Here is a 25,508-nt window from a genome sequence, read left to right on the forward strand (position 1 = left end):
ACTTCTTTCTTGTGTTAAGAAATAAAGCCTGAGGATTTGAAGAATTTGTTTGAGAATATATAGAACACTCATTAACCGTCAGTCCAAAAATAAGGAGAAAGGAAATTAGGTATTTTATATATTTAGTCATTATATTTTAACTGTAAACTTTTTTAAACTTATTTTAGATAACTAATTTAGAATATTTTACCTTAAGTATCAAGCTACTTTTTTTGATTGGAAATAGACTATATAAGTTTCATTAATTGTTATAACTTATGGGTGTTCAAAAAATATTAATTGGTCTTTATAAAATAATTATATTTGATTATCAAATAGATAAACAATGAAAAAGCTTTTCTTTCTTTTCGTATTTATAGTAATTTTAGTTGCCTGTAAAAAAGAATCAATAAAAATATCTTTTAAAAAATATAACGAAACTTCAGAAATAAAGGAACAGCAAAGTCACGAAAACCCAAGAATGAAGTTTAAACTAATTCAATCTAAATATTTAGATTTAGGTAAGGTATTTAAACCTTTTGAAAAAGAATTAGCTAGTTTTTCTGAAAAAGAATATCAACGGTTGAAGCCATTTATATTGGAACAGAATATTCCGTCAATTCAAAAAAGTATTTCTGAAAATATTTTTAATTACGAGAAGCTAACATTATTTTATTTATATAGAATAAGAAAGTTTGAAATGGATAGTAGCAGATCGTTAAATGCAATAATTTCATTGAACCCTAAAGTTTTAGATGAGGCAAGGACTAGAGATAAAAATAAGGTAAAAGATTTTTCTTCAGTTTATGGAATGCCTATTTTATTAAAAGATAATATTAACACAAAAGAAATGCCAACAACTGCGGGAGCTTCAATTTTAAAAAACAACATAACTAAAGATGCTTTTATTGTAGAAAGATTGAAAGAATCTGGAGCTTTAATTTTAGGAAAAGCTAATTTAAGTGAATGGGCATATTTCTTTTGTAATGGATGTCCGTTAGGCTATAGTGCAATTGGAGGCCAAACATTAAACCCTTATGGAAGAAAGAAATTTGAAACTGGAGGTTCTAGTTCTGGTAGCGGAGTTTCAATAGCAGCTAATTATGCAGTTGCTGCAATTGGAACAGAAACATCAGGCTCAATTACCTCTCCATCAAGTCAAAATTCGGTAGTAGGCTTAAAACCAACAGTGGGATTGTTAAGTAGATCAGGAATTATACCTATTTCTAGTACTCTAGATACTCCAGGGCCTATGACTAAAAGCGTAATTGATAACGCGCTTATTTTAGAAGCAATGGTAGGTTATGATAAATTGGATACCATTACAAATATGGTTAAGTCAATGAAGAATGACTATAATACAATTGAGTGGAATAGTGATTATTTAAAGGGAAAGAAAATTGGAGTTTTAACAGCATTATTATCTGATTCTATTTATAAAGAAGCTATAAGTAAGTTAAAATTAGCAGAAGTTGAACTTCTAGAACTAGCTCCTGAAGAAATGAATTATGAAGGCTTTTTAAATTTACTAACCACTGAGATGAAACACGATTTACCTAATTATTTTAAATCTCTAAATAATAGTTCAAACACAATTACTTCAGTAGAAAAAATTGTAAATTTTAATAAAAAAGATTCTTTATTAAGAATTCCATATGGACAAGAACTGTTTATGGGAATAGTTAAAGATACAACTTCAAAAGAAGAATTAAAAACTATTAAGTTGAAGTTAAGAAAAGAAGGTGAAAAGTATTTTGAAGCTTTAAAGCAGGATAAAGTAGAAGTAATAGTTTCTATAAATAATTATCATTCAGGAATTGCTGCGGTATCTAATTACCCTACTTTAACAGTGCCAATGGGGTATAAAGTAACAGGAGAACCTATTAGTTTAACTTTTATAGCTAAACCAAAATCAGAAAAAAAACTGTTAGCTTTTGGATATGCTTTTGAACAGTTAACTAAAGTGAGAAAAAATCCTGAAGTATATAATTAGTTTATCAGACTATTAATTTTTGACCATAGTTCATTGTCAAAGCTTGAGAGTGCTAAATTTGTAGTATTAGCTTCTTCTCCCATACGTATTATTACAATGTTCTTACTAGGAACTATGTATATTTTTTGGTCATTTTTACCTAAAGCAGCATACATATCATTTGGAGCATTAGGTATTAAACTTCCTGAGAGTTGTGTTTGGATTTTAGGCAAGAGATAGTTGTTTTTTCCATTTAGCCACCACAAATACCCGTAAGATTCATTAATGTTTTGAGAAGAATTGGTAGCCTCATTTAAAAAGCTTTCAGAAACAATTTGTGAATCATTCCATTTCCCTTTTGCACCAATTAATATCCCAAAACGAGCCATACTCCTGGTTGTACTCCAGTATACATTTGAACTATTTAATTTTATCCAAGATCCAGTCATCCCAATCCTGTCTTTTAATTTTGAGTTGAAGTATGAATTCCATGTAGTACTATTAGCTTGTGCAATTACATCTTGTAGTTTTACATATACATTGTGGTAAGCCCATCTATTTCCTGCATCAGTAAAATAATGTAGATTAGAAGGTAAAACTTCATCTCCTAAGCGATCATCTAATCCTGAATTCATAGATAGTAAATTTTTACAAGTAATTAAGTTTTCTTTTTCTAAGGAAGCACTTGTCCATTTAGTTCCGATGTATTTTGAAACTTTATTATTTAAAGAAATAATACCTTCATCAATAGCAATCCCTGTTAATGTTGAAGTAAGAGTTTTGCCAGCACTAGCCCAATACCAAACTTTAGAAGCATCATGACCATTCATGTATTCTTCTACTACAATTTTTCCATTATGAAGTATCATAAAGCTTTTAGTATTTTTTTCTTTTAAATAATCTAAAAGTGGTTGTAGTTGGTTTTCATTCCATTCTAATTCAGAAATTGTTTTAGTTTCCCAAGTGGTTGCATTCAAAGGAGGGAAATAAAATTTTTCCTCATTTGGTGTTTCAGGTAAAGAGTTTTCATTAGTGTTTGAAGAACAACTAACTACTAGTAATAATAAAAAACATAAAAATAAATGGAATGTGTTTTTCATGACCTATGATTTTATATTTTTAAGACTATAATATAATAAAAAGGTTTAATTAAAATGTATCTTTGCAGTCCAAAATTTTGATATGCGTACTAAATCACCAAAGCAAAATAAAATCAACGTAGTTACTTTAGGATGTTCTAAAAACGTTTACGATAGTGAAGTGTTAATGGGACAATTAAAAGCAAATGGAAAAAATGTTGTACATGAAGATGAAAATGATGATGGAAACATTGTGGTTATTAACACATGTGGATTTATAGGTAAAGCAAAAGAAGAAAGTGTAGATACTATTTTGCACTATGCACAACGTAAGCAGGCAGGTGAAGTTGACAAAGTATTTGTTACAGGTTGTTTAAGCGAACGTTATAAGCCAGATTTAGAAAAAGAAATAACGAATGTAGATCAATATTTTGGAACACATGATTTGCCTAATTTACTAAAAGTATTAGAAGCAGATTATAAGCATGAGTTAATAGGAGAACGTTTAACTACCACGCCACAGCATTATGCATATTTAAAAATAGCAGAAGGTTGTGATCGTCCATGCTCTTTTTGTGCAATTCCTTTAATGAGAGGAAAGCATAAATCTACGCCAATAGAAAACTTGGTTACTGAAGCTACAAAGCTAGCTGAAAAAGGAATCAAAGAAATTATGCTGATAGCACAAGATTTAACATATTACGGGTTAGATATTTATAAAAAACGTGCTTTAGCTGATTTGTTAAGAGAGTTAGTAAAGGTTGAAGGAATTGAATGGATTCGTTTACATTATGCATTCCCTTCTGGTTTTCCTTTAGATGTACTTGAAGTAATGAAAAATGAGCCAAAAGTTTGTAATTACTTAGATATTCCGTTGCAACATATCAATACAGAGATATTGAAATCGATGAAACGTGGTACGACTCATGAAAAAACAACTTCGTTAATTCATAAGTTTAGAGAGTTTGTGCCTAATATGGCTATTAGAACAACTTTAATAGTTGGATACCCAGGAGAAACAGAAGAACAATTTCAAGAATTGAAAGATTGGGTTGAAGAAATGCGTTTTGAGCGATTAGGTGCTTTCGAATATTCACATGAAGAAAATACTGGAGCATACGTTTTAGAAGATAATGTTCCTGATGATGTGAAGTTTAGAAGAGTAAATGAAATAATGGAAGTTCAATCTCAAATTTCCTGGGAATTAAACCAAGAGAAAATAGGTAAAACTTTTCGTTGTTTATTTGATAGAAAGGATGGAGGGTATTATTATGGAAGAACTGAGTTTGATTCTCCTGATGTAGATAATGATGTAATAGTTGATGCCAAAGATCATTATATAAAGCTAGGTGAATTTATAGATATAGAAATTCATGAAGCTGGAGATTTTGATTTATATGGAACTCCATTAGTTAAGCAAGAAAAACCAATTCCTTTAAATCAAAAGAGAAAACAGTAGTAAGAAAATTAATGTATTTAATAAATTAAGCTCATGGAAAAGTTAATAAAATACATTAATAACTATGTTTCTATGGAAAAAGAAGAACTAGAAATAGTTCTATCTTTTTTTAAAGAGAAAAAAGTTTCAAAAGATAAATTTGTAATAAAGAAAGAACAAGTAGTAACAGATTATTATTTTGTTGCTTCTGGAGGGCTAATTATATATGATATAATAGAAGAAATTCAATATACTCGTTACTTTGCTTTTGAAAATGAATTTATTGCCGATGTTGCTAAAATTAAGAAAAGAGAACGTTCAGGTTCCTATATTAGAGCAATAGAAGATACCGAGTTATTCAGTATTTCGTTTCAAGATATGGAAGCGTTATATGACAAATTCCCACTATGGCAAAAGTTTGGTAGGTTGCTTTGGGAAGATGCTTTTGCAAGTGTTTTATACGGTATTCATAATTTTCAAACTTTAACAGCTAAAGAGCGTTACCTAGATTTATTAAAGCGATCAGATTTAATTTTTAGAGTTCCTTTAAAAGATTTGTCGTTATTTTTAGGAATTACTCCACAATCTCTTAGTAGAATACGTAAAGAAATTAGTGCTTCAAAAGGCTAATAGTAGCATCATTATTTAAGATGTTTATACTGAAATCAATTAATTTTTTTTAAAATGATGTTAATTACCATTTGGTAATTTCATGAAGCTTAATTCGAGCAATATTTGTATTGAATTTAATCAATATAAATTATGTTTAGAAACAAAATAGTAATTCTAGCAATATTTCTTTTAGGTAAAGCTTATGGCCAAGTAACAGGTGATGTATTTGTTTTAAATAAAGATAGAGATATGTTCTATCTTCATTATACCCCAGAAATAAATAATACTGCATTATACGATTACGAAAGAGTAAGTGGTAAGTTAGGATTTAAACCAATATTCTTTAAAAAATTAGCACTGTTTAATACTTTAGGAATGGACTATCATTCTATTTCATTTGGACAAAACAAGCCTTCATTTTTAAGTAATAAAGAACATTATTACAATGTAAATTATAGCTTATTAGCTAAATATAGAATTTCAAGAAATTGGTCAATTAATACATTAATAATGCCTCATTTGGTTGGAGATTTTAATCAAAAAATTAAAACTGATGATTTTAAAATAAACGGAATTTTATTTGCAGAAAAACGATTTAACACAAAAAACAAAAACACCTATTTTATTTTAAGCTTTGGTGTGGGGTATTTAACATTATCTGGAGAGAATACAGTTAATCCAGTAGTAAACATAATGGGAAATATTAATAATAAAATATCTTTTGCCGTTGGCTTACCAAATACCTATGTAAAATATAACTTTAATAAAAAACACTCACTAAAAGTCTTGGGAGATTTAAATGATTTTACAGCTAGAATAAATACTAAAACTATAGTTAAAAAGTCTGATAGTCAAAATATTAAACGATCAGTTTGCACTACGGTATCAGTAGGGGCAGAGTACAATTATTGGTTGAGTAGAAGTATTGGAATTATGCTAAGAGGTACTTATTCAGTATTTGAAAAGTATGAATTCCAAAATATAGATGATTCTGTTTTGTTTGATTTTTCTTCCCCATCAAAAGCATATTTATCTGTAGGTATAAAAATAAATCCATTTAGATAATCATAAGATATGCAAGAAAATCATACGAATAAGAATAACTTTTCAGTAAAGAAATTTCTTTTAGCAATTATTCCATCTTATTTTTTTCCAGCTATAATGTCTTGGACACCTGGTTGGATAATGAAAGATCAGGAGCTGATGAATTCAAGTTATACAAGTATTGCTACACCATCGTTGCTAGCTACTATTCTAGTTTATTTAATATTATGGAAAGTACAAATAGATCAAAATTCACTTAAAAACAGATATACTCGAATTACTTTAATGTTATTAGTAACTTTAAGTATTGCTTGTTTGTTTATTCTTCTTTTCAATTTTCAAGAATTTGTATTTAATATAATTCTGTCTACAATTTTAGGAACAGTAATAACTGCATGGAATCATTCTGCAAAATCAAAAGAGTTAATATGAATATTGTAAAACCAACCATAGTTGTATTTGGAGTTACAGGTACTGTGGGTTCTGAAATTTTAAGATTATTAAATTTAGAAAATTGTTTTGTAAGAGGAGTTTTAAGAAGTCCGAAAAGAAAGGTGCCTATTAGTCTTAGTAGTGAAAACAATACTATTAGTTATATATCGGTTGATTTAACTTCAAAAGAAGAGATTAAAAGAGCTTGTTTTAATGTTGATGCAATTTTTTTATTAACTGGTACTTCTCCCAATCAAGTAGTTTTTGAAACTAATATTGTTGAAGTAGCTCAACTTTTAAATATTAAACGAATTGTAAAACTCTCAGCACCAATTGTGCCTGAAAATATATATGTTGAAGTTAGTGATTGGCATCGAAAGATAGAACAAACTATAGCTTCAACAGGAATAGATCATTGTTTTTTACAGCCACATTCATTTATGCAAAATTGGGAGAGAAATACGTTTACTATAAAATATTTTGGTAAAATATATGGAGTAATGGAAGACGCAAAAAGAAATTATGTTGATGCAAGAGATGTTGCTGAAGTTGCTGTGAAATATTTATTACAAACTGAAACTTTAAATGGAGAATCAGTAATAATTTCAGGACCAGAAGCTATATCACATGAAACTATGGCTCAACGAATATCACATGTTACAGGTAAAAAAATAATATATGAAAATATAACCAGAGATGAGTTTTTAAATAAATTAACTAAACAGGCAAAATTACCAGGATGGTTAGCTCGTCATATTGTAGAAATAGATGTTTTAGCTGTTAAAAAAGAAGAGCCAAATACCGATACTATCAATACCTTGTTAAAAAGAAAACCTAGAATAATGGATACATACTTACAAGAATCAAGAGACTTATTTTCACGTAAGTCATGGAGGTTTTTATAAATTGTAGATATTCCTAACAAAACCCTAACTCTTTAGGGTTTTGTTTTATTTTTACAAAATGAAAAAATCCTACTTTAATTGGAGTTCTGGAAAAGATTCTTCCTTAGCATTGTATAAAGTTCTTCAAGAAAAAAAATATAGTGTAGAAAAACTAATAACTAATGTAAATAAAGACTATCAGCGTGTTTCTATGCATGGTTTACATGAAAGTTTACTTATAGCACAAGCTGATAGTATTGGCATTCCTTTAGAGAAAATTGAATTTCCTGCTAATGTTACTATGGATTTATATAATCAGAAAATGAAAGAAAAAACAGCTGAGTTAAAATCATTAGGATTAGAGACGGCTATTTTTGGAGACATTTTTTTAGAGGATTTAAGGAATTATAGAGATACAAAATTACAAGAAGTAGGAATAACTGGGGTATATCCTTTATGGAAAAATAATACCAAAGAGTTGTTAAGAGAGTTTTTAAATTTAGGATTTAAAACAATTACTGTTTGTGTAAATGCTAAAAAGCTAGGTGAAGAATTTGTAGGTAGAATTATTGATGAAAATTTTATAAATGATTTACCTAATGATGTTGATGTATGCGGAGAGAATGGAGAATTTCATACATTTTGTTATGATGGACCTATTTTTAAAAAGCCTATTAAGTTTTCAATAGGAGAGAAGGTTTTAAAATCATATACATTAAATGATGATGATTCTGATAACTGTCATCAAAATAAAGAAGAAGAAAATAATAAAAATTATGATACTAGTTTTTGGTATTGTGATTTAAAATTAATCAACGAATAGCATATTCTTTTTTATATAAAACCTTTATTTCAATAAGTGTTTTTCCTATTTAAAAAGAAGAAAACCCTTTTGTTAGAAACAAGATAAATCATGTAGCCTACTGTTTTTTGGGTAATAGCTTTGTGAAGCAAACTTAAAAAAACGAATCATGGCAAAAAAAAGGGAAGAAAATAGGCTAAAAATATCCATCAAATCAGGTGAAAAAACAGTGCCAATTGATTTAGTAGGATTGTTATTTGATAGAGATAAAAACTTTATTGAAAGAGTAGACATTAAAAAAGATTCAATTCACTTTGAAGCGAGTATAGATAAATTAAGAACCTTTAATTTATTAATAGCACCAAAAACAACAGCAGTTTTAAACGAGAAAAATTACAATATTTTACTCTCTAAGCATAAGGCATATAAGCCTAAACTTTTCAAAAAAGCAAATAAAGAGTTAGAAATTTTATCTATTCCTGAATTGTATATCCCATTTTGGAATTATAAAAAATGCAGGGTTTTTGGAAACGTGTTTAAAGAATTTAATATCAATAATTTTTCTGAGAAAAAAGGTTTATGCAATATGCGTGTTCATATTTGCGAGGTAGATAAAATTCAATGGTTAATACCAAGAATTCCAGATGATATTATCTTAAGAATTCCCGATTTGATATTACGACCAGAAATACCAGTTCCAGTCCCTACGTTACCAGATCCACCAGTACCAAATCCGCCTTTTGAAATAAGAGATTTTAATTCTGTTTTTAGTGGAATTAATAGGCCAAAATTTAAAAAAAACATCTCTATAAATAAGAAGATCTTATTGTCAGATAAAATAAATCCAGTTTTATCTGATCGTAATATAATGACTACTTTAAAAAGTAAAAATCCAAGAATAATTAGAAATACAATCGTAGAAAATTTTAAACTATTTCATCCGTATTTCTGTCATATATCTTGGTTGTGGCCTTATTTTTATAAGTGTGATGAATTAAGAACAGTTTACACAGATGCTAATGGAGATTTTGATACTGAAATTTATTATTCAATTTTCGGAGACCACCCAGATTTGTATTTCTGGGTAGAGGCTTTTATAGATGATCAATGGGAAACAGTTTACAAACCTCAATTACCATGTAATACGTATTGGAATTATAAATGTGGTACTGAAGTACATATTAATGTTACAGATCCAAGAGTAAGATGGGAATGTTCTAATGATATTGATGGTGAGTTAATCTGGATCAAAACAATTAATTGGGGAACAAGTGTTTCACATATAGAACAAAAAAATGTTACTGGGAATGCTATACAAGGAAGGTTTTTGAATAGACAAGGTTTAACTGATAAGCATGAAAATAAAGGTAATTTTAGAAGACCTTTTGGTAAAGGATTATCATTTGTAGTACAATTTAGTAATGATTTACCTAGTTCAAAATATACATATTATCGTTGGTCATATAAAAAGTTAAAACATGCTGATTTATCAAATGCCTTTGGTGCTACAGAAAAATTAAATAATTTAGTTCAAAAAACGTACTCGTATGTTTTTCAAGATTCAAGCGGGCACTTTCACTTTAATTATAATAAAGTAAAATTAGGACCTTTTGATAAAGGAGTAGAAAGAGGTCTATATTTAATACCTACAGCATCACCAACAGATGCTCCATTTAATACAACAGAGCAAGATGCAAACTGGGATCAAAATACCAGAACAATATCGTTTGATTCTTCATTGGAAGGAGACGGTTTGTATGAGTTTAGTTTAGAACTTTTTGATAGAAATGGAAATAAAATAACGAATATCCCAAATGAATTGTTTCAGGTTCCTAACTATGATACTTTCACTCCTTCAATTAACGCACCATCGGTAAATTTGGAAAGTAGTGGAAGAGGTACGTGTAGCGCTTTTAAAATGGTAATGCGAATTGATAATAGTCCTACTAAAGCAGATATTTATAAAATAAAAGTTGATGGAAAAGAAGTAAATCCAACATGTTGTGGTTTTGTTCCATACAAGGACAATAATTCTATAATTGAAATAAAATTTAGAGCGTATCATCCTCATAATTTTGCAGACCTAAATTTTAGAGTTCAAAAAGGTACCTGTACAGATACAAATCAAGCTAATAAAACAAATACTAAAGGAATGGTAATTGGAAATGTCCCAACAAACGATGGAGGTTTATATGCTAGGAATAGTTTTAGTGAATATACCAAAACGTTTTCACCAGCCGACTTATTAGGTACTTGTTTAGGAGAAGAAAGAGCTGCTTTTGCTGAACATTTATATGTTAATGCTTTGGCTACAAATGGGAATCATGAAATTGACGCCTATGATTCATCAAAATTAGTAGCTTTTGCTTTAGATAAAAAGTAGTGAGTTTATATATGTAAAGTTAAAAAGGAGATTGAATAGTCAATCTCCTTTTTTATTAAACAACTTTTTTTTCTAATGCTAAAAAATGAGTTGTCTCTTTATTGTAAAGAGGAAATATTTTAACTTCACACTTATAAGAAGTACGATCTTTTTTATGATTAATAATGATTTCTTTAAAAGGTTCATTATTCTGAAGCTTCTTTCTAATTCTTTTTTTTGTTGCTTCAGAGGTTTCTGATCCTTGTAAAAAATTAGGAGTTTTATTTAAAGCAAAGTTTTTTGCATACCCAGTCATATCTGTAAAACCATTATTAACCCATACAATTTTTCTTGATAAGTCAGTAATAACAATTGCTTCAAAACTATTGTTTTTAATAATCGAGTCAATATTGTTTTCCCAATTATATTGTTTAGCAAGGTTTTTTATGTATGCTAAATCTTTATCTATCTCTAAATTAGAGGTGATTTGATGGTAGTTTTGTAAATGAATATCCCAACTAACTAAGTTAGCTACGTTATAGTCAGTTTTTTGTATGTGTTTTTGAAATGTTAATTGCTCATTAAAGTTTAATGAAGACATATACATATCTAAACACATCATATTTGTTATGTTATTTTTCATAATCAATATTTAGCTGGTCCTATATTTTTTGAACTCTGTTTGATAAATTCACGTAAATCATCATTAGCTTTTTCTAGATCTACTTTACGAAGATACATCATATGTCCACTTCTATACCCTTTGAATGTAAGTCTATTTTTAAAAGTACCACTAGGATCAATTTTTCCCATTGTATATTTTGCAGCAAAATAGGTCGTTGCACCATCATAGTAACCAGATTGAACCAGTACTTTTAAATAAGGGTTTTGAGCCATTGCTTTTCGTAAATTTTCACGTGCATTGTTATTGCTAAAATCCCATGGATGTACTGAGCCAAACATATTGTATTTAACGTCGGTTTTAAACTTTAATATATTTTGAATATAATAATTAATTGCTGGAGTAAAAGAGTGAAGCCATGAAGTAAGTTCTGGACTGTAATCTGGACTTGATCCTGTTAGTTTCCTATCAATACCTAAATATCTACTATCTAAACGTCCAATTGTTTTTCCTGAAGAATTGCGCAATAATTCTTTCCAAAAATAACTGTTTGGAACTTCAAGATTTTGTTGCAAAATTACTTTTTCTTTTATACCAGAGTAATAAGCCATTTTTTTAGCGATACTTTGCCTTTCAGTATCAGAAATATAACCACCTTTAGCAATTGCAGGAAGAAGTTCATTGATGGCAAATTTTTCTGATTCAGGCAAAATCTCTAATAATTCTTGTTCTTGTAGTTTCTTTGGTAGCATATTATGATACCAAGCAGCAGCTGTAAAATATGGAAAGTTAACAGCGTAATCTTCTGAGTTTTTAGTGCGTAATAATTGATAGTCAGCAGGAGAAACCATAATCACACCGTTTAAGTACATCCACTGTTTACTTTGTAATTCATGAGCTAATTGCATTACGCGTGTGCCTCCATAACTTTCACCAATAATATATTTTGGTGATTGCCATCTATTGGTTCGGGTAATGAAAGTGGTTAGCCAATCAGCTAAATATTTGGCATCCGCATTGATGCCAAAAAAGTATTTCTTATCAACTTTTTTATTTTCTTTTACTACAGGTCTAGAATAAGCAGTATTAACTGGGTTAACAAAAACGATGTCAGCTACATCTAAAACAGAATACGGATTATCCTTAATTCCGTATGGTTGAATTGGATTTCCTTCATCATCTATGTTTAAAATTTTAGGGCCAGTGTATGCAATATGCATCCATACAGAAGCTGATCCAGGTCCACCATTGAAAGACATAATTAAAGGTCTTTTTTTTCTGTTTTGTATTCCAGTACGGTAATAGTATGTATAAAATAAGGTAGCTTTTATTTTTCCATTGGCATCAAAAACAGGTTGAGTACCTGTTTGAGCCTTATAGTTTACTTTTTTACCTTTTATTGTAACTGTGTTCGATGTAATAACAGTAGTATCAATAGGAACTCGAGAGTCTTGAGAATATATAGCTATACTAAAAAATAGTGTAGTTAATAAAATAATATTTTTCATTATAGAAAGAAGTTTTAGCTTTTGTATTAACATATTTAGTTAATTAAGCTAAAAGTATTAAAACTTCTCAAAAACACCTAATCCAAATAAAGCAAAATCGTATTTTACAGGATCTTTAGGATCAAAAAGCCTTAGAGTATCGTCAAGTTCAATAAGTGCCTTCCAGTCATTTTGTTTACGAGTTAAAAGCCCTAATTTTCTTGCAACATTTCCGGAATGAACATCTAAAGGACAATGTAAATTTTGTGATAAATGAGATTTCCAAATACCAAAATCTACCCCAGAATTATCATTACGAACCATCCAACGTAAAAACATATTAATACGTTTTGATGCTGAATTTTTTAAAGGATCAGATACATGTTTTAAAGTTCTGGTTTGATAAGGTATTTCAAAAAACACTTTTTTAAAATTATGAATAGCTAATTGATAATTATTTGAATTACTTTCAGGTTTTAAAACATTTTCTAACCCCCCATAATTTTGATAAATGTTTTTAAGTGATTGTATAAAAAAAGTAAAATCATCTGAATTAAAGGTTCTGTGAACAAAACCATCAAAACTAACAAGATCATCTTCAGAATGATTCATAACGAAATCATAAGGAGAATTACCTAATAAGTCCATCATTCGATGTGCATTTTTAATAATCATCTTACGATTACCCCAAGCAATAGTCGCAGCTAAAAAACCAGCTATTTCTATATCTTCTTTTTGAGTAAATAGATGAGGTATTTGAATAGGGTCACTTTCAATAAAGTTAAAAGTATTGTATTTAATAACCTTTTCGTCAAGAAATTCCTTAAGCTCTTGTTTTTTCATTTTAAACAGTTTCTCCAGCAAATGCCATTATCATAAAAAAAGCATTATAGCAAGCATGTAACAATATACTCCACTGTAGGCCAAAACGAACTCTAATAAATCCTAAATAGCCACCTAAAATAGTTTGAGGAGCTATTAAAAGAGGTATTAATAAAAGTACATTTGTAGTTATGTTATAATTAGTTATATGAACTAATCCAAATATAATTGCAAAAGAATAAAAAGCTATTTTAAATGAATTTTTATCCTTGAATAAAGTGATTGGACCTCTAAAAATTAACTCTTCCACAAGTGGAGCTACTATAACAGCAAAGAAAAACACCATAGGTTTAGATAATGTTTTCATCATATCCTCCATAGCATGTTTTTCCATATCAACTAAGCCTAAATATTCAATTAAATAAAATAAAGGCATAATAAGTCCACTTGTAATAATACAAATAATAAGCAGGTGTATAAACTTTGTAAACCTATAGTTAAGATTTGTGTTATTATCTTTCTCTAAAACGGGATTTTTTAAATAGGTAATGAGTTCTTGAAATGTTTGCTTCATGAATGTTGATTTGTAAGTATAAGTAGGTAAAAAAATAACAATGTTACATAAAATAAAGAAAATTACTATTCAACATGATATTTTGATGCTTTTTGAAATATAATCAAAAAATGTTTTTTTATAAAGTTAACTAATGTTTTGAGAAAATAAAGATATACTTATAAATATAAATATAAATAAAAGTATAACTGTTGCTAGTTTTTATGTTGGTGCAAAGAAATAGTTTGTTTTGTACTTAAAAATATATCCCTTATAACATTGTGTATTTTTAAAAAAAAATCTTCTTGTTTCTTTGTTATAGAATTAATTTTTTAAAAGTAGTAATTCTATAACATTAATTAATAATTTAAAATCAAACTATTATGGGAGTAAAAGGACAATTGTCAGAAGATTGTATTAGTGAAATACAAAGTCTTAAAAGAGAAATAAAAGAAATAAAAAAGGGTTTTTCAAGTAAAAAAAAATCACAAATGTTTATACCAGGAAAAAGAATAGGTATAACTAATAGGTTTGTAAATGTAAACAGTGGTAAAAAGGATCTAATATCTGACCTTAGATTACCTATCGACTCTTTTGTCGATTTAGTAGCTCCTATAGGGCATGTTATATTTAGAGATGGAAAACTTAAAGTTTATGCTGTTTGTTTTATAAATAAAGAGTATGAGTTGACGTATAATGAATTTACTTTTTATTATGATTTTAGTCTTAATAGTTCAGGAGAACATCAATTAAATATCTTTATTACATTTAATGAAGAAGAGAGAAAAACTACAGATTATAAATATTATTCTTTTGAATTTGATTTTGAAAAAGGAGCGGTCCATTGTGCGAATGGTAGTGAAGTCCCAATGGAGAAAATAAAAACAGTACAATTTTTTTTAATAAATACAGATCCTGAAACTTCTAGAGGTACTGAAACTACAGTACAATCAGGAGATGATTAGTTTTTTAACTTTTAAAAAGATAAAGTTTTAATTTTAAAATGAATTATAAATAATTAGGGTTTAAAACGTAATTAAAGCAGAGGCTTCCTCTGCTTTTTTGTATTTTAGAAGCAATTTAAATCAAAAATCAGTTAAATTGTTTATTTATAGGAGTTTATTAATACTGTTTTTACTTTTACCTTTAATTTTTTATTCACAAGAGAAAAAAAAAATATCTGTTTTTTTTAAAAGTGTAGAAATTAAAAGTCAAGTTTACAATAAAGTTTTTTTTTTTCATAAGGCACAATCATTTTTTTTAGAAAAAAAGTGGGATTCTACCTTAATATACACAGGTAAGTTGTTAAATGTTAAAACAAAAAACACTGAATTGAATAACTACACCCATTTTTTTAGAGGGTATAGTTTAAAAAAAAAGAGAATATTTGAAGAAGCAAAAAGAGAGTTTTCTATTATAAAAAAAAGCTTTTATTTCTATGATAGAATAGCTATGTATTTAGCAGAAATAGCTGTAGAGCAAGAAGAATATCATAAAGCAATTTCTTACTTTAAAAAAATTGAATCATTAAAATCAGATGCTGTTATAGGTGTTAAAAAAAGTAGCATTTTTCATAATATGGGAGTCAGTTATTTTCATTTAAATAAATATAAAAAAGCAGAATTTTACTTAACAAAAAGTATAAATATTATAAAAAGAAAGAAAGATACCTTTCGGTTAATAAGCTCTTATGCAGATATTGGTAACTTATATTATGCACAATATAAAGATGCAATAGCAATTCCTTTTTATAAAAAAGCGTATTTACTTTCAAAGGATGTTCAAGATTTTGAAACTAAAGGGAAAATGGCTAAAAATATGGCTGTAGTAGAAGAAAATAGAAAAAACTTAACAGCTGCATTAAAATATAGAAAGGAATACGAAAAATGGAAAGATTCTTTAAACAATCAAAATAGAATATGGGAAACGGCTCAATTAGAAAAAAAACATGCTGTACAACAAAAACAACAAGAAGTAAATGTTTTACAAATAGAAAATAGAGCTAAAACTGCAGAAATAAGTAGAATTTTATACACTGTTATATCGTTAGTAGTATTACTATCTATTATAATTTATTTTTTTAGAAAAAATATTAAATCTAAAAAAATTATAGGAGAACAAAATAAACGGTTAAATGACTTGAATGCAACAAAAGATAAATTATTTTCTATTGTAAGTCATGATTTACGTTCTTCCGTAAACACACTTAAACTTAGCAATAAAAAGTTAATTAATAATTTAAAGGCACAAAATATAAACGTTGTATATGAGTTACTGCAAAAAAACAGTGCTATAGTAGGTAGTGCTTATAATTTGTTAGATAATTTACTGAATTGGGCATTACTACAAACCAAACAGTCATATTTTGAAATTAAAGAAATGCATTTGTTTTTTGCTGTAGAGCATTTGGTGTATAACTACTTACCATTCATAAAGGAAAAGGAGTTGCACTTTGAAAGTACAATTTCTAAATCGGCTAAAGTTCTTGCAGATCAAGAATCTCTGAAAATTATTTTGAGAAACTTATTAGATAATGCTATTAAGTTTTCTGAACCTAATGATAAGATTAAGATCTACATAGAAACATCAAAAGAAGGTTTTTTAGATATAGTTGTGGAAGATTCAGGAATAGGAATGAGTGAAAAAACTGTATTGCAACTTCAAAAAGATACTATTGCTATAAGTGAAAAAGAGAATAAAGAAATTATAGGTTCAGGATTAGGTTTTCAACTTTGTAAATCGATGATAAAAAAAAATAATGGTAGAATTTTAGTAGAAAGTGAATTAGGAAAAGGAACAAAAATGATTGTATCTTTACCTAAACCTTTTATTAATGAATAGTTTAAATGTACTTATTGTAGAAGATAATCCGATAGAAAGTGAAGCACTCGTAGATGTGTTAGAAGCTAATGATTATAATATAGTTGATGTTGCTAAAAATTTTAAAGAAGCATTGGCTATATATCTAAACAGAAAAGACATTGATTTGGTAATTATAGATGTTTTTTTAGGGGAAGATCCTGAAGGTATTTTATTTGCAGAAACTATTAATGAGCTTCATCATACAAATAAAAGACCTTTTTTATTTTTAACTAGTTCTACAGATAAAGAAATTTTTGAAAGAGCAAAATTAACTATGCCATTCAATTATATGATAAAACCGTTTAATGAGTTAGAAATTTTGTTTTCTATTCATTTGGCTGTTGAGAAGTTTTATGAACAGAAAAATGTATTTACAGACGAAAAGCAAGATACAGTTGTAACTAAAGAACACTTGTATATACAAAAAGGTAGATCGTTAAAAAAAATACTCATTTCTGAAATTATTTTTATTGAAGTAGAGGGACGTTATTGTAATATTATTACAGAAAAAGGAAAATTTGTGATTTTAATTTCATTAACCAAAATATTAGAGTTACTAGACAAAACTATGTTTAGTAGAGTTAGTAGAAATTTTGTAGCTAACATTCAAAAAATAGAAGAGATTTTTCCAAATGATAACTTAATTGTATTATCAGGTAATCATAAAATTACTCTAAGCGAAAAATATAAAGGAATTATTAAAAAAGAGAGTATTTTAAAATAAATTCTAAAGTTCTTTAACCATTATATCCTCAAACCATTACGTATACAATACATAAAAAGAGTTAGCCTTTCTCGTTAATTAACAAATTAGTTTGTTTCTCATTTATTTTACAGAGGTATCTATTCTTTTTAAAACATAGTAGAACACTATTTCATGTAGTATATTTCTTACTTCATGTCAATACTTCGTTTTTTCGTGCTTATTCAAAGTAGTTTTATACCAGAAATTAAAACTAGCGCTATTTCTAATTTTTGTAAAACTAACCAAAGTAGAGTTCAGGAACTACTGTAAAAAACGAGGCGAAATCTGAAAAGCCAAAAGAGTAAGAAATAAATTTTGAATAAAATGGCACAAGTAAATATTTTGGCAGCAGTAAACGTAGCTGCAGCTATAAAAAGCGGTAATTTAGGTGAATATGTTTTTATGATGGATACAAATGATTATATGGGGACCGGTAATAAAAGTGAAGGTACAGACGAGCTTCATACATTAGTAACTAATGGTGATACTATAGTTTGGAGTGTTGTATCAATTGATCCAAATCTATCAATATCGATTCATAGTTTTCATGGAGAAGCAATAAATGAAGGTCTTATAAAACCTGCGCAATACCCTCAACATGATGGTGCAGTTTGGGGAGGACACGTTAATAGTGCTGGAACAAATGTTCAGTATACGATGACATTGTTAGTTAATGGAAAATTAATGACATTTGATCCTTTTATAACCTCGGTAAACCCTAATTAAATAGTTGTAATGTTGTTGACTCGGTTTTGGCTGAGTTAGTACAGCTTAATTATTTTTTTAAATTAATAAAGCATCTCTTTTAGAGATGCTTTTTTTATTCATCAACTCGTATTGTATTTTAAATAATAGAGTTTTAATGTTGTTTGCTTTTCTTCTAATAACAAAGTGAAGCGCCAGAATAAATGGATTTGGAATAGATAAAAGATTAAGATTGTTTTTCAACGACAGCTTTAAATATGTTAAAGTAAATTACGAAACAGTAGTTCTCGATATAAAACTACTTTTATACAATTACCCCATCTTTCATTACTAATTTTCTGTCTGCCATTTCAGCGAGTTCCTGATTATGTGTAACTAAAACAAAAGTTTGACCAAATTTATCACGAAGCTTGAAAAAAAGATCATGTAAGTTTTTTGCAGAAGTAGAATCAAGGTTTCCACTTGGTTCATCAGCAAAAATCACTGAAGGATTATTTATTAACGCTCTTGCAACTGCAACTCGTTGTTGTTCACCTCCAGATAACTCATTTGGTTTGTGATTCTCTCTATGTGATAACCCTAAAAAAGATAGTAACTCTTTAGCTCTTTTTTCCGTTTCAATTTTATTTTTTTTAGCTATAAATGCTGGGATACAGACATTTTCTAAAGCAGTGAATTCAGGTAATAACTGATGAAATTGGAATATAAACCCAATATGTTGGTTCCGAAATACTGAAATTTCTTTATCACTCAATGTTTTTATAGAAGTCTCGTTAATTTCTAATTGAAAATCAACTTCTTTCTGTGGTTTATCTAATGTGCCTAAAATTTGTAAAAGTGTTGTTTTTCCTGCTCCTGATGGACCAACAATAGCAATAATTTCTCCTTTTTTTATATGAAGATTTACTCCCTTTAAAATTTCAACATCTCCATATTTTTTATGGACATTTTTAGCAATAATCATAGATAGTATGTTAGATAAACGAATGTATAAAAAAGAAATCAGATAAACCTATTAATAAAGTTTATCTGATTTTATAAATTTTAAAAATACTGTTATAAAATATTTTTCAAATTGTTATAATCTATAAAGTATACCAATCGTAATGAAAATGTATGTTGCATATCTTCTTTAAAAAGGCGGTTTATGTTGTCAGAAAAATCAATATCAGCAGGTGCAAAATCATTATCAGGATTAATTGAATTTCTATAAAAAGCTATTAATTGACTACCTGGAGCAAATTGCCAAACATAATTTAAATCTAGATTCCAGCTATTAAAGTTTTTATCGTTATTGCTTTTGTAATTATTAGTAATTAATGTTCCATCATTTTTATTTAAACTATAATATTGATCATGATAAGGAACCTTACTCCAGTTGTGTCTGAAAGTAAGTGATAAAGCTGATTTTGTACTAAAACTATATTTTCCAGTTAAAGAGTTGTCATAAGTAGTCCAATCACGTTCTCCAAAAATAATTTCATCTAAAAGTGGAGCTAATGCAGGATCACTAGAAACATTATCAGTATCAATTTTTGTAACATAACCTTGTTCTCTGTTTGTTTTGTTATAACGTATACCATAGATTAATGAAAATTGATTGCTAAAACGATATCTAGGAGAAAAACGGAAACCATAACTTTCTTTAGGATTGTCTTTAAAGAAAGTGTAATACCAACTGTAATCTACAGCAAATTTTTTCCTGTAATCAGTAGATCCCCAGTGATTAAGGTTTAAGCGCATAGGAGTTTTAAAATAAATACCACTAGTTGAGCCTTCTCTTGGTTCAAAGAAATTTTTTCCTACAGTATTATAATTTATATTACCACCAAATCCAAAACGTTTTCTTGTTTGCGACCCAAAAGATAACCTAACACTTGAGCCAGTATAGGTTCCTGGCGTATGTAAAAAGTTAACATTATAATACATACTAATGTTATAGCTATTAAACATTCCTTTAGGTTGTAAAATTCTATATCTAGCAAAGCCGTATATACCTTGTTCATTGTTGCTAAATAAAATACCCATATCATTAGGGTTGTAATCTTTGTTTTCAAATTGATAACCTATTTCACCAATCCAATTTCCTGATTGTTTTCCTATACTTGTATCAAAAGCATATCCATTGTTTGGGCTATTTATATCATCAGAAATAGCACTCATTTTAAAAGAACCATCAATGTTATACCTACTTTTCTTATCTTCTACATGCCATAATAAACCAGTTACATTCGCATCTCTAAATCTACCATCACGTGTTACGTTAGTGTTTATAAGTGTAATTGCAGAGTTTTGATTAAATTGTTGATCTAAAACTAGAATGTTATAGTTTGAAAAAGGATTTGTAACTACTTTTCTTGTTTCTTGAGTATCCTTATTTAAAATAGTAGCTTCTGTTTTATCTGTAATAGCATTAAAAAAACCAATACCTAAGCCATTTTTAGTTCTACCAGAAATCTTAATAGCATTAAGCATATCAACTTTGTTTGGCTTATCAGTTATTTCTTCATTACTTTTTAATTGACTACTAACATTAAATTGATCAATTGGTCTAGATCCAATTCTTCTAGAATAGAATAAACGTCCTTTTGTAAATAACTCAGTCCCTTCTGTGAAAAATTGACGTTGTTCTGAAAATTGTTGCTCAAAAGGACCAAGGTTCAATGATACATTATCAAAGGCAGTTTGGCCAAAATCAGGAATTAAAGTAGCATCAAGAGTAAAGTTTTCGGTAATACCATATTTAATATCCATTCCAACACTCCAATCAGCATTTGTTTCATTTTTAGTTGAAGTAACAGTTCCTGAAGCATATGGGTAAAAACTTAATCGAGTAGGAGGTTTAATATTCTTAAAATTCTCTACTAATCCATCATATTGCGTCCATTTACCAATAGTATTATCTATATGATTCCAAGTGTACCGTGCATTTAAATTTCTCGTTTCTCTATGGAAGTTCATTCCCCAAGATTGAACATTTTCATTAGAGAAACGTAATGCTCTGTATGGTATTTTCATTTCTACCGTCCAGTTTGTATCATTAATTTTAATTTCACTACTCCAAACAGCACTCCAATTATAGTCTTCATTATTTCCATTTGATACTTTCGAGTCTATTTGAACACCAGAAGCAGTTACAATAAACATAGAAGAATTTTGACCATCATCATTAGGGTTAATCATAGCCATAAAAAAATCTGAATTCCCAAAGTTATCTCTGTTGGTAAATTCAGCAGGAATTTTTGTAGGATCTGGAGTAAACATTACAGCACTTATATAGATAGCTTCATTATCATATAATAGTCGTACTTCTGTTTTGTGTGTATCTTTCTCTGCTTCTCCATTATTTGGGCGCATCATCACAAAATCTTTAGCGATTTCTGCACTTTTCCAAGCTTCATCATCAATAACTCCATCAATTTTTGGAGGAGTTGTTGTTCTTACGGCTTCAAGTTTCTTCCGGTTACTATTTAAACTTTGTGAACTTGATTTATGGGGAATAATCAAAAACACTAATGAGAGTAAGGCTATTCTATGCATATGTTTAACGTATGTAATATTTTGCTAAATTATTTATGTTTAAGGCTCAGAAATCATAAATTCCTGTTAATTACTGTAAAGACCTGTTAAAAAAATGATCGTTACAGATATACTGTTAAAAAAATGTGAAAGTGAAACCCAATATAGGTGTCTTTAATAATTAGATTAAAATAAAAAATAAATTGTAATATATTATAAATTGAATTTGTATTTTTGTTCGACTTTAAAAACATTCTTATCTAATGAACTTACACGAATATCAAGGTAAAGAAATTTTAAACAGTTTTGGCGTTCGTATACAACGCGGAATTGTAGCAAATACACCAGAAGAAGCTGTTGAAGCAGCAAAAAAACTAACTGAGGAAACAGGAACTGGTTGGCATGTAATAAAAGCACAAGTACACGCAGGTGGTCGTGGAAAAGGAGGTGGAGTTAAGTTGGCTAAGAACTTAGATGAGGTAAAAAGTATTTCTGACGATATCTTAGGAATGATGTTAATCACTCCTCAAACTTCAGCAGAAGGAAAATTGGTAAATCAAGTTTTAATTGCTGAGGATGTATATTATCCTGGTGATAGCGAACCAAATGAATTCTACATGTCGGTTTTATTAAACCGTGCGACTGGTAGAAATATGATCATGTATTCTACCGAAGGTGGTATGGATATAGAAACTGTAGCAGAGGAAACTCCGCACTTAATTTTTACAGAAGAAATTGATCCAGCATTAGGATTGATGCCTTTTCAAGCTCGTAAAGTAGCCTTTAACTTAGGATTATCAGGAGGAGCTTTAAAAGAAATGGTGAAGTTTGTAACAGCATTATATACTGCTTACATTAAATCAGATTCTTCAATGTTTGAAATTAACCCAGTGTTAAAAACTTCTGATGATAAAATTATGGCAGTTGATGCTAAGGTTACCTTAGACGAAAACGCATTATATCGTCATAAAGATTATGCAGCAATGCGTGATTTACGTGAAGAAAATCCAATTGAAGTTGAAGCTAAAGCTGCAGGTTTAAACTATGTAGATTTAGACGGTAACGTTGGATGTATGGTTAACGGAGCTGGATTAGCAATGGGTACTATGGATTTAATTAAGCAAGCAGGTGGAGAGCCAGCAAACTTTTTAGATGTTGGAGGTACAGCTGATGCACAACGTGTTGAAACTGCTTTTGGTATTATTTTAAAAGATCCTAATGTAAAAGCTATTTTAGTAAACATTTTTGGAGGAATCGTTCGTTGTGATCGTGTTGCTCAAGGGGTTGTAGATGCGTACCAAAGTATGGGAGACAAAATTAATGTTCCAATTATTTGTCGTTTACAAGGAACAAATGCTAAAGAAGCAAAAGAATTAATTGATAATAGTGGAATGGAAATTATCTCAGCAACTGAGTTCCAAGAAGCAGCTGATAAAGTTGGTGATGTTTTAAACGCTTAATCAACCAGATTAATTTTTAGTTAAATATAAAAAAAACGTTTCACAATTAATTGTGAAACGTTTTTTGTTTGATTAATCTATTAATAGTTTTTAACCACTTTTTTTGTTATAACTTTTTATAAAACTATAAATTTTCTTTTAAAACAGTAATTTCATCACGTAATTGAGCAGCAACTAAAAAATCTAAATTTTTAGCAGCCTCTTCCATTTGTTTTCGTTTTTCACGAATACGTTTTTCTATTTCTTGTTTAGGTAAATACTCTAAGTCTTGTTCAGCAGCTTTTTGAATGGCATTATCATACTGATAAGTTGTAATTGTATCTTTAGAAAGAGTATTGTCTAGTTTTTTATTAATTTGAGTTGGTGTTATTCCGTTTTTAGTATTGTAATTAACTTGTTTCTCTCTCCTTCTAGCAGTTTCATCAATTGTTAATTGCATACTATTTGTTACTTTATCAGCATACATAATAGCTTTTCCATTAACATTTCGAGCAGCTCTTCCAACGGTTTGAGTTATTGAACGGTGACTTCTTAAAAAACCTTCTTTGTCAGCATCTAAAATGGCAACAAGAGAAACTTCTGGTAAATCTAAACCTTCACGTAGTAAGTTAACTCCAATTAAAACATCAAAAATTCCTTTTCGTAAATCTTGCATTATTTGAACACGTTCCAAAGTGTCAACATCTGAATGTATGTATCTACATCTAACTTGGATTCGGGTTAAATATTTAGCTAATTCTTCAGCCATACGTTTTGTTAATGTAGTAACTAGTGTACGTTCATCTTTCTCAACTCGTATTTGAATTTCCTCAATTAAATCATCTATTTGATTTAAACTAGGGCGTATCTCTATTTCTGGATCTAATAATCCAGTGGGTCTAATTACTTGTTCAACAAAAATCCCTTCTGTTTTCTGTAATTCATAGTCAGCTGGTGTAGCAGAAACATAAATTACTTGATTTTGTAAAGCTTCTAATTCGTCAAATTTTAATGGTCGATTGTCCATAGCTGCAGGTAATCGAAAACCATATTCAACTAAGTTTTCTTTTCTACTTCTATCTCCACCATACATTGCATGAGTTTGTGGAATCGTAACGTGACTTTCGTCAATAACCATCAAATAATCTTCAGGGAAATAATCTAATAAACAGAATGGGCGAGTTCCTGGATCTCTACCATCTAAGTAACGAGAATAGTTTTCAATACCAGAACAGTACCCTAATTCACGAATCATCTCTAAATCAAATTCTGTTCTCTCTTTTAACCGTTTAGCTTCTAAATGTTTTCCTATTTCTTTGAAATAATCTACTTGTTTTACCATATCATCTTGTATTTTATGAATGGCATTTTGTAAAACATCAGGAGAGGTAACAAATAAATTAGCTGGGTAAATAGTTAGTTCTTCTAATTTATCAATTACTTGATTGCTTTCTATATCGAAGGTTTCTATTTCTTCTATTTCATCTCCAAAAAAGTGTACACGGTATCCACTATCACCATAAGAAGGATAAATTGTAACAACATCTCCTTTAACTTTAAAAGTTCCACTTTTTATTTCTATTTCGGTACGAGCGTATAAACTGGTGACTAATTGATGTAAGAATTTTGTTCTAGAAATTTGCTGATCTACTTTAATAGGAATAACATTTTTCTTAAACTCATTAGGATTACCAATACCATATAAACAAGAAACTGATGCAACAACAAGAACATCTCTACGACCTGAAAGAAGTGAAGAAGAAGTACTTATTCTTAAACGTTCAATTTCATCATTAATAGAGAGGTCTTTTTCTATATAAGTTCCAGTTACAGGAATGTAAGCTTCAGGTTGATAATAATCGTAATAAGAAACAAAATATTCTACAGCGTTGTTAGGGAAAAATTGCTTAAACTCTGAATATAACTGAGCAGCCAATGTTTTATTATGTGCTAAAACAAGAGTTGGTCTATTTACTTCAGCAACAACATTGGCTATAGAAAATGTTTTACCGGAACCAGTAACACCTAATAAGGTTTGGTATTTTTCATTAGTAATAATTCCGTTTACTAACTGCTTAATTGCTTGAGGTTGATCGCCAGTAGGCTTAAATTCAGATTTTAAATCAAAGTTCATACAGCAAAAATACGGA

The 25,508-nt window shown here is 28.8% G+C and carries 21 protein-coding genes; 13 read left to right on the forward strand and 8 right to left on the reverse strand.

Annotated elements, in window-relative coordinates; all coding sequences use genetic code 11:
• Positions 1 to 325: 325 nt before the first annotated feature.
• Positions 326 to 1,972 carry an amidase family protein gene (locus tag ACKTTQ_RS01900; RefSeq protein ID WP_299135372.1) on the forward strand — a complete coding sequence of 549 codons (1,647 nt, stop codon included), beginning with the start codon at positions 326 to 328 and terminating at the stop codon, positions 1,970 to 1,972.
• Here ACKTTQ_RS01900 and ACKTTQ_RS01905 read toward each other — a convergent pair.
• The gene (locus ACKTTQ_RS01905; RefSeq protein ID WP_299135373.1) at positions 1,969 to 3,051 is read right to left on the reverse strand and encodes a serine hydrolase domain-containing protein; all 1,083 of its coding nucleotides are present in this window, start codon (positions 3,049 to 3,051) and stop codon (positions 1,969 to 1,971) included. The genes ACKTTQ_RS01900 and ACKTTQ_RS01905 overlap by 4 nt on opposite strands.
• Before the next feature lie 82 nt (positions 3,052 to 3,133).
• On the opposite strand from ACKTTQ_RS01905, the gene rimO reads away from it, so the two are divergent.
• The 7 genes from rimO (at position 3,134) to ACKTTQ_RS01940 (ending at position 10,625) form a co-directional block, all read left to right on the forward strand.
• The gene (gene rimO, locus ACKTTQ_RS01910) at positions 3,134 to 4,489 is read left to right on the forward strand and encodes a 30S ribosomal protein S12 methylthiotransferase RimO (RefSeq protein ID WP_093868824.1); all 1,356 of its coding nucleotides are present in this window, start codon (positions 3,134 to 3,136) and stop codon (positions 4,487 to 4,489) included.
• A gap of 33 nt (positions 4,490 to 4,522) precedes the next feature.
• Positions 4,523 to 5,098, forward strand: a complete 576-nt coding sequence (locus ACKTTQ_RS01915) for a Crp/Fnr family transcriptional regulator (RefSeq protein ID WP_093868823.1) — start codon at positions 4,523 to 4,525, stop codon at positions 5,096 to 5,098.
• Positions 5,099 to 5,230: 132 nt separating this feature from the next.
• Positions 5,231 to 6,145 carry a DUF6268 family outer membrane beta-barrel protein gene (locus tag ACKTTQ_RS01920; protein ID WP_408048255.1) on the forward strand — a complete coding sequence of 305 codons (915 nt, stop codon included), beginning with the start codon at positions 5,231 to 5,233 and terminating at the stop codon, positions 6,143 to 6,145.
• A gap of 9 nt (positions 6,146 to 6,154) precedes the next feature.
• On the forward strand, positions 6,155 to 6,556 hold the full coding sequence (locus ACKTTQ_RS01925; protein ID WP_093868821.1) for a hypothetical protein: 402 nt from the start codon (positions 6,155 to 6,157) through the stop codon (positions 6,554 to 6,556).
• Positions 6,553 to 7,461 carry an NmrA family NAD(P)-binding protein gene (locus ACKTTQ_RS01930; RefSeq protein WP_299135375.1) on the forward strand — a complete coding sequence of 303 codons (909 nt, stop codon included), beginning with the start codon at positions 6,553 to 6,555 and terminating at the stop codon, positions 7,459 to 7,461. Before ACKTTQ_RS01925 ends, ACKTTQ_RS01930 begins: the two co-directional genes overlap by 4 nt.
• Positions 7,462 to 7,519: 58 nt before the next feature.
• On the forward strand, positions 7,520 to 8,263 hold the full coding sequence (locus ACKTTQ_RS01935) for a Dph6-related ATP pyrophosphatase (RefSeq protein WP_093868819.1): 744 nt from the start codon (positions 7,520 to 7,522) through the stop codon (positions 8,261 to 8,263).
• A gap of 148 nt (positions 8,264 to 8,411) precedes the next feature.
• The gene (locus tag ACKTTQ_RS01940; protein ID WP_408048256.1) at positions 8,412 to 10,625 is read left to right on the forward strand and encodes a hypothetical protein; all 2,214 of its coding nucleotides are present in this window, start codon (positions 8,412 to 8,414) and stop codon (positions 10,623 to 10,625) included.
• Between the two features lie 55 nt (positions 10,626 to 10,680).
• On the opposite strand, the gene ACKTTQ_RS01945 is transcribed toward ACKTTQ_RS01940, so the two are convergent.
• From ACKTTQ_RS01945 to ACKTTQ_RS01960, 4 genes are read right to left on the reverse strand one after another with little or no spacing between them, the layout of a single operon-like run.
• Positions 10,681 to 11,247 (reverse strand): PAS domain-containing protein, encoded by a 567-nt coding sequence (locus ACKTTQ_RS01945; RefSeq protein ID WP_408048257.1) that lies wholly within the window; start codon positions 11,245 to 11,247, stop codon positions 10,681 to 10,683.
• Between the two features lie 2 nt (positions 11,248 to 11,249).
• On the reverse strand, positions 11,250 to 12,734 hold the full coding sequence (locus ACKTTQ_RS01950; RefSeq protein WP_299135378.1) for a S10 family peptidase: 1,485 nt from the start codon (positions 12,732 to 12,734) through the stop codon (positions 11,250 to 11,252).
• Positions 12,735 to 12,791: 57 nt separating this feature from the next.
• Positions 12,792 to 13,556: a TIGR02757 family protein gene (locus ACKTTQ_RS01955; protein ID WP_408048258.1), complete on the reverse strand. Its 765-nt coding sequence runs from the start codon at positions 13,554 to 13,556 to the stop codon at positions 12,792 to 12,794.
• 1 nt (position 13,557) lies between these two features.
• Positions 13,558 to 14,109 (reverse strand): CPBP family intramembrane glutamic endopeptidase, encoded by a 552-nt coding sequence (locus tag ACKTTQ_RS01960; RefSeq protein WP_408048259.1) that lies wholly within the window; start codon positions 14,107 to 14,109, stop codon positions 13,558 to 13,560.
• 362 nt (positions 14,110 to 14,471) lie between these two features.
• On the opposite strand from ACKTTQ_RS01960, the gene ACKTTQ_RS01965 reads away from it, so the two are divergent.
• The 4 genes from ACKTTQ_RS01965 (at position 14,472) to ACKTTQ_RS01980 (ending at position 18,421) form a co-directional block, all read left to right on the forward strand.
• Positions 14,472 to 15,053, forward strand: a complete 582-nt coding sequence (locus tag ACKTTQ_RS01965) for a hypothetical protein (protein ID WP_093868815.1) — start codon at positions 14,472 to 14,474, stop codon at positions 15,051 to 15,053.
• 367 nt (positions 15,054 to 15,420) lie between these two features.
• On the forward strand, positions 15,421 to 16,929 hold the full coding sequence (locus ACKTTQ_RS01970) for a tetratricopeptide repeat-containing sensor histidine kinase (protein WP_143032745.1): 1,509 nt from the start codon (positions 15,421 to 15,423) through the stop codon (positions 16,927 to 16,929).
• Positions 16,922 to 17,674: a LytR/AlgR family response regulator transcription factor gene (locus ACKTTQ_RS01975; RefSeq protein ID WP_093868813.1), complete on the forward strand. Its 753-nt coding sequence runs from the start codon at positions 16,922 to 16,924 to the stop codon at positions 17,672 to 17,674. The genes ACKTTQ_RS01970 and ACKTTQ_RS01975 overlap by 8 nt, the downstream gene beginning before the upstream one ends.
• Before the next feature lie 345 nt (positions 17,675 to 18,019).
• Complete coding sequence (locus tag ACKTTQ_RS01980; protein WP_093868812.1) at positions 18,020 to 18,421, forward strand: hypothetical protein; 402 nt, start codon at positions 18,020 to 18,022, stop codon at positions 18,419 to 18,421.
• Positions 18,422 to 18,704: 283 nt separating this feature from the next.
• Here the strand turns inward: ACKTTQ_RS01980 and ACKTTQ_RS01985 are convergent, their stop codons facing one another.
• The gene (locus ACKTTQ_RS01985; RefSeq protein WP_093868811.1) at positions 18,705 to 19,364 is read right to left on the reverse strand and encodes an ABC transporter ATP-binding protein; all 660 of its coding nucleotides are present in this window, start codon (positions 19,362 to 19,364) and stop codon (positions 18,705 to 18,707) included.
• A gap of 92 nt (positions 19,365 to 19,456) precedes the next feature.
• Positions 19,457 to 21,940, reverse strand: coding sequence for a DUF5916 domain-containing protein (locus ACKTTQ_RS01990; protein WP_408048260.1), 2,484 nt, complete (start codon positions 21,938 to 21,940; stop codon positions 19,457 to 19,459).
• Positions 21,941 to 22,182: 242 nt separating this feature from the next.
• On the opposite strand from ACKTTQ_RS01990, the gene sucC reads away from it, so the two are divergent.
• Positions 22,183 to 23,379 (forward strand): ADP-forming succinate--CoA ligase subunit beta, encoded by a 1,197-nt coding sequence (gene sucC, locus ACKTTQ_RS01995; RefSeq protein ID WP_093868809.1) that lies wholly within the window; start codon positions 22,183 to 22,185, stop codon positions 23,377 to 23,379.
• Positions 23,380 to 23,503: 124 nt separating this feature from the next.
• Here sucC and uvrB read toward each other — a convergent pair whose 3' ends face one another.
• The gene (gene uvrB, locus ACKTTQ_RS02000) at positions 23,504 to 25,492 is read right to left on the reverse strand and encodes an excinuclease ABC subunit UvrB (protein ID WP_113786685.1); all 1,989 of its coding nucleotides are present in this window, start codon (positions 25,490 to 25,492) and stop codon (positions 23,504 to 23,506) included.
• Positions 25,493 to 25,508: the final 16 nt, after the last annotated feature.

Origin of the sequence: Tenacibaculum halocynthiae, from assembly GCF_964512825.1 — a bacterium.
GTDB classification, from domain to species: domain Bacteria; phylum Bacteroidota; class Bacteroidia; order Flavobacteriales; family Flavobacteriaceae; genus Polaribacter; species Polaribacter halocynthiae.

Excerpts from the sequence above, each read along its gene's own strand:
- ACKTTQ_RS01900 (WP_299135372.1), top strand. The coding sequence starts at position 326 with ATGAAAAAGCTTTTCTTTCTTTTCGTATTTATAGTAATTTTAGTTGCC.
- ACKTTQ_RS01905 (WP_299135373.1), bottom strand. The coding sequence starts at position 3,051 with ATGAAAAACACATTCCATTTATTTTTATGTTTTTTATTATTACTAGTA.
- rimO (WP_093868824.1), top strand. The coding sequence starts at position 3,134 with ATGCGTACTAAATCACCAAAGCAAAATAAAATCAACGTAGTTACTTTA.
- ACKTTQ_RS01915 (WP_093868823.1), top strand. The coding sequence starts at position 4,523 with ATGGAAAAGTTAATAAAATACATTAATAACTATGTTTCTATGGAAAAA.
- ACKTTQ_RS01920 (WP_408048255.1), top strand. The coding sequence starts at position 5,231 with ATGTTTAGAAACAAAATAGTAATTCTAGCAATATTTCTTTTAGGTAAA.
- ACKTTQ_RS01925 (WP_093868821.1), top strand. The coding sequence starts at position 6,155 with ATGCAAGAAAATCATACGAATAAGAATAACTTTTCAGTAAAGAAATTT.
- ACKTTQ_RS01930 (WP_299135375.1), top strand. The coding sequence starts at position 6,553 with ATGAATATTGTAAAACCAACCATAGTTGTATTTGGAGTTACAGGTACT.
- ACKTTQ_RS01935 (WP_093868819.1), top strand. The coding sequence starts at position 7,520 with ATGAAAAAATCCTACTTTAATTGGAGTTCTGGAAAAGATTCTTCCTTA.
- ACKTTQ_RS01940 (WP_408048256.1), top strand. The coding sequence starts at position 8,412 with ATGGCAAAAAAAAGGGAAGAAAATAGGCTAAAAATATCCATCAAATCA.
- ACKTTQ_RS01945 (WP_408048257.1), bottom strand. The coding sequence starts at position 11,247 with ATGAAAAATAACATAACAAATATGATGTGTTTAGATATGTATATGTCT.
- ACKTTQ_RS01950 (WP_299135378.1), bottom strand. The coding sequence starts at position 12,734 with ATGAAAAATATTATTTTATTAACTACACTATTTTTTAGTATAGCTATA.
- ACKTTQ_RS01955 (WP_408048258.1), bottom strand. The coding sequence starts at position 13,556 with ATGAAAAAACAAGAGCTTAAGGAATTTCTTGACGAAAAGGTTATTAAA.
- ACKTTQ_RS01960 (WP_408048259.1), bottom strand. The coding sequence starts at position 14,109 with ATGAAGCAAACATTTCAAGAACTCATTACCTATTTAAAAAATCCCGTT.
- ACKTTQ_RS01965 (WP_093868815.1), top strand. The coding sequence starts at position 14,472 with ATGGGAGTAAAAGGACAATTGTCAGAAGATTGTATTAGTGAAATACAA.
- ACKTTQ_RS01975 (WP_093868813.1), top strand. The coding sequence starts at position 16,922 with ATGAATAGTTTAAATGTACTTATTGTAGAAGATAATCCGATAGAAAGT.
- ACKTTQ_RS01980 (WP_093868812.1), top strand. The coding sequence starts at position 18,020 with ATGGCACAAGTAAATATTTTGGCAGCAGTAAACGTAGCTGCAGCTATA.
- ACKTTQ_RS01985 (WP_093868811.1), bottom strand. The coding sequence starts at position 19,364 with ATGATTATTGCTAAAAATGTCCATAAAAAATATGGAGATGTTGAAATT.
- ACKTTQ_RS01990 (WP_408048260.1), bottom strand. The coding sequence starts at position 21,940 with ATGCATAGAATAGCCTTACTCTCATTAGTGTTTTTGATTATTCCCCAT.
- sucC (WP_093868809.1), top strand. The coding sequence starts at position 22,183 with ATGAACTTACACGAATATCAAGGTAAAGAAATTTTAAACAGTTTTGGC.
- uvrB (WP_113786685.1), bottom strand. The coding sequence starts at position 25,492 with ATGAACTTTGATTTAAAATCTGAATTTAAGCCTACTGGCGATCAACCT.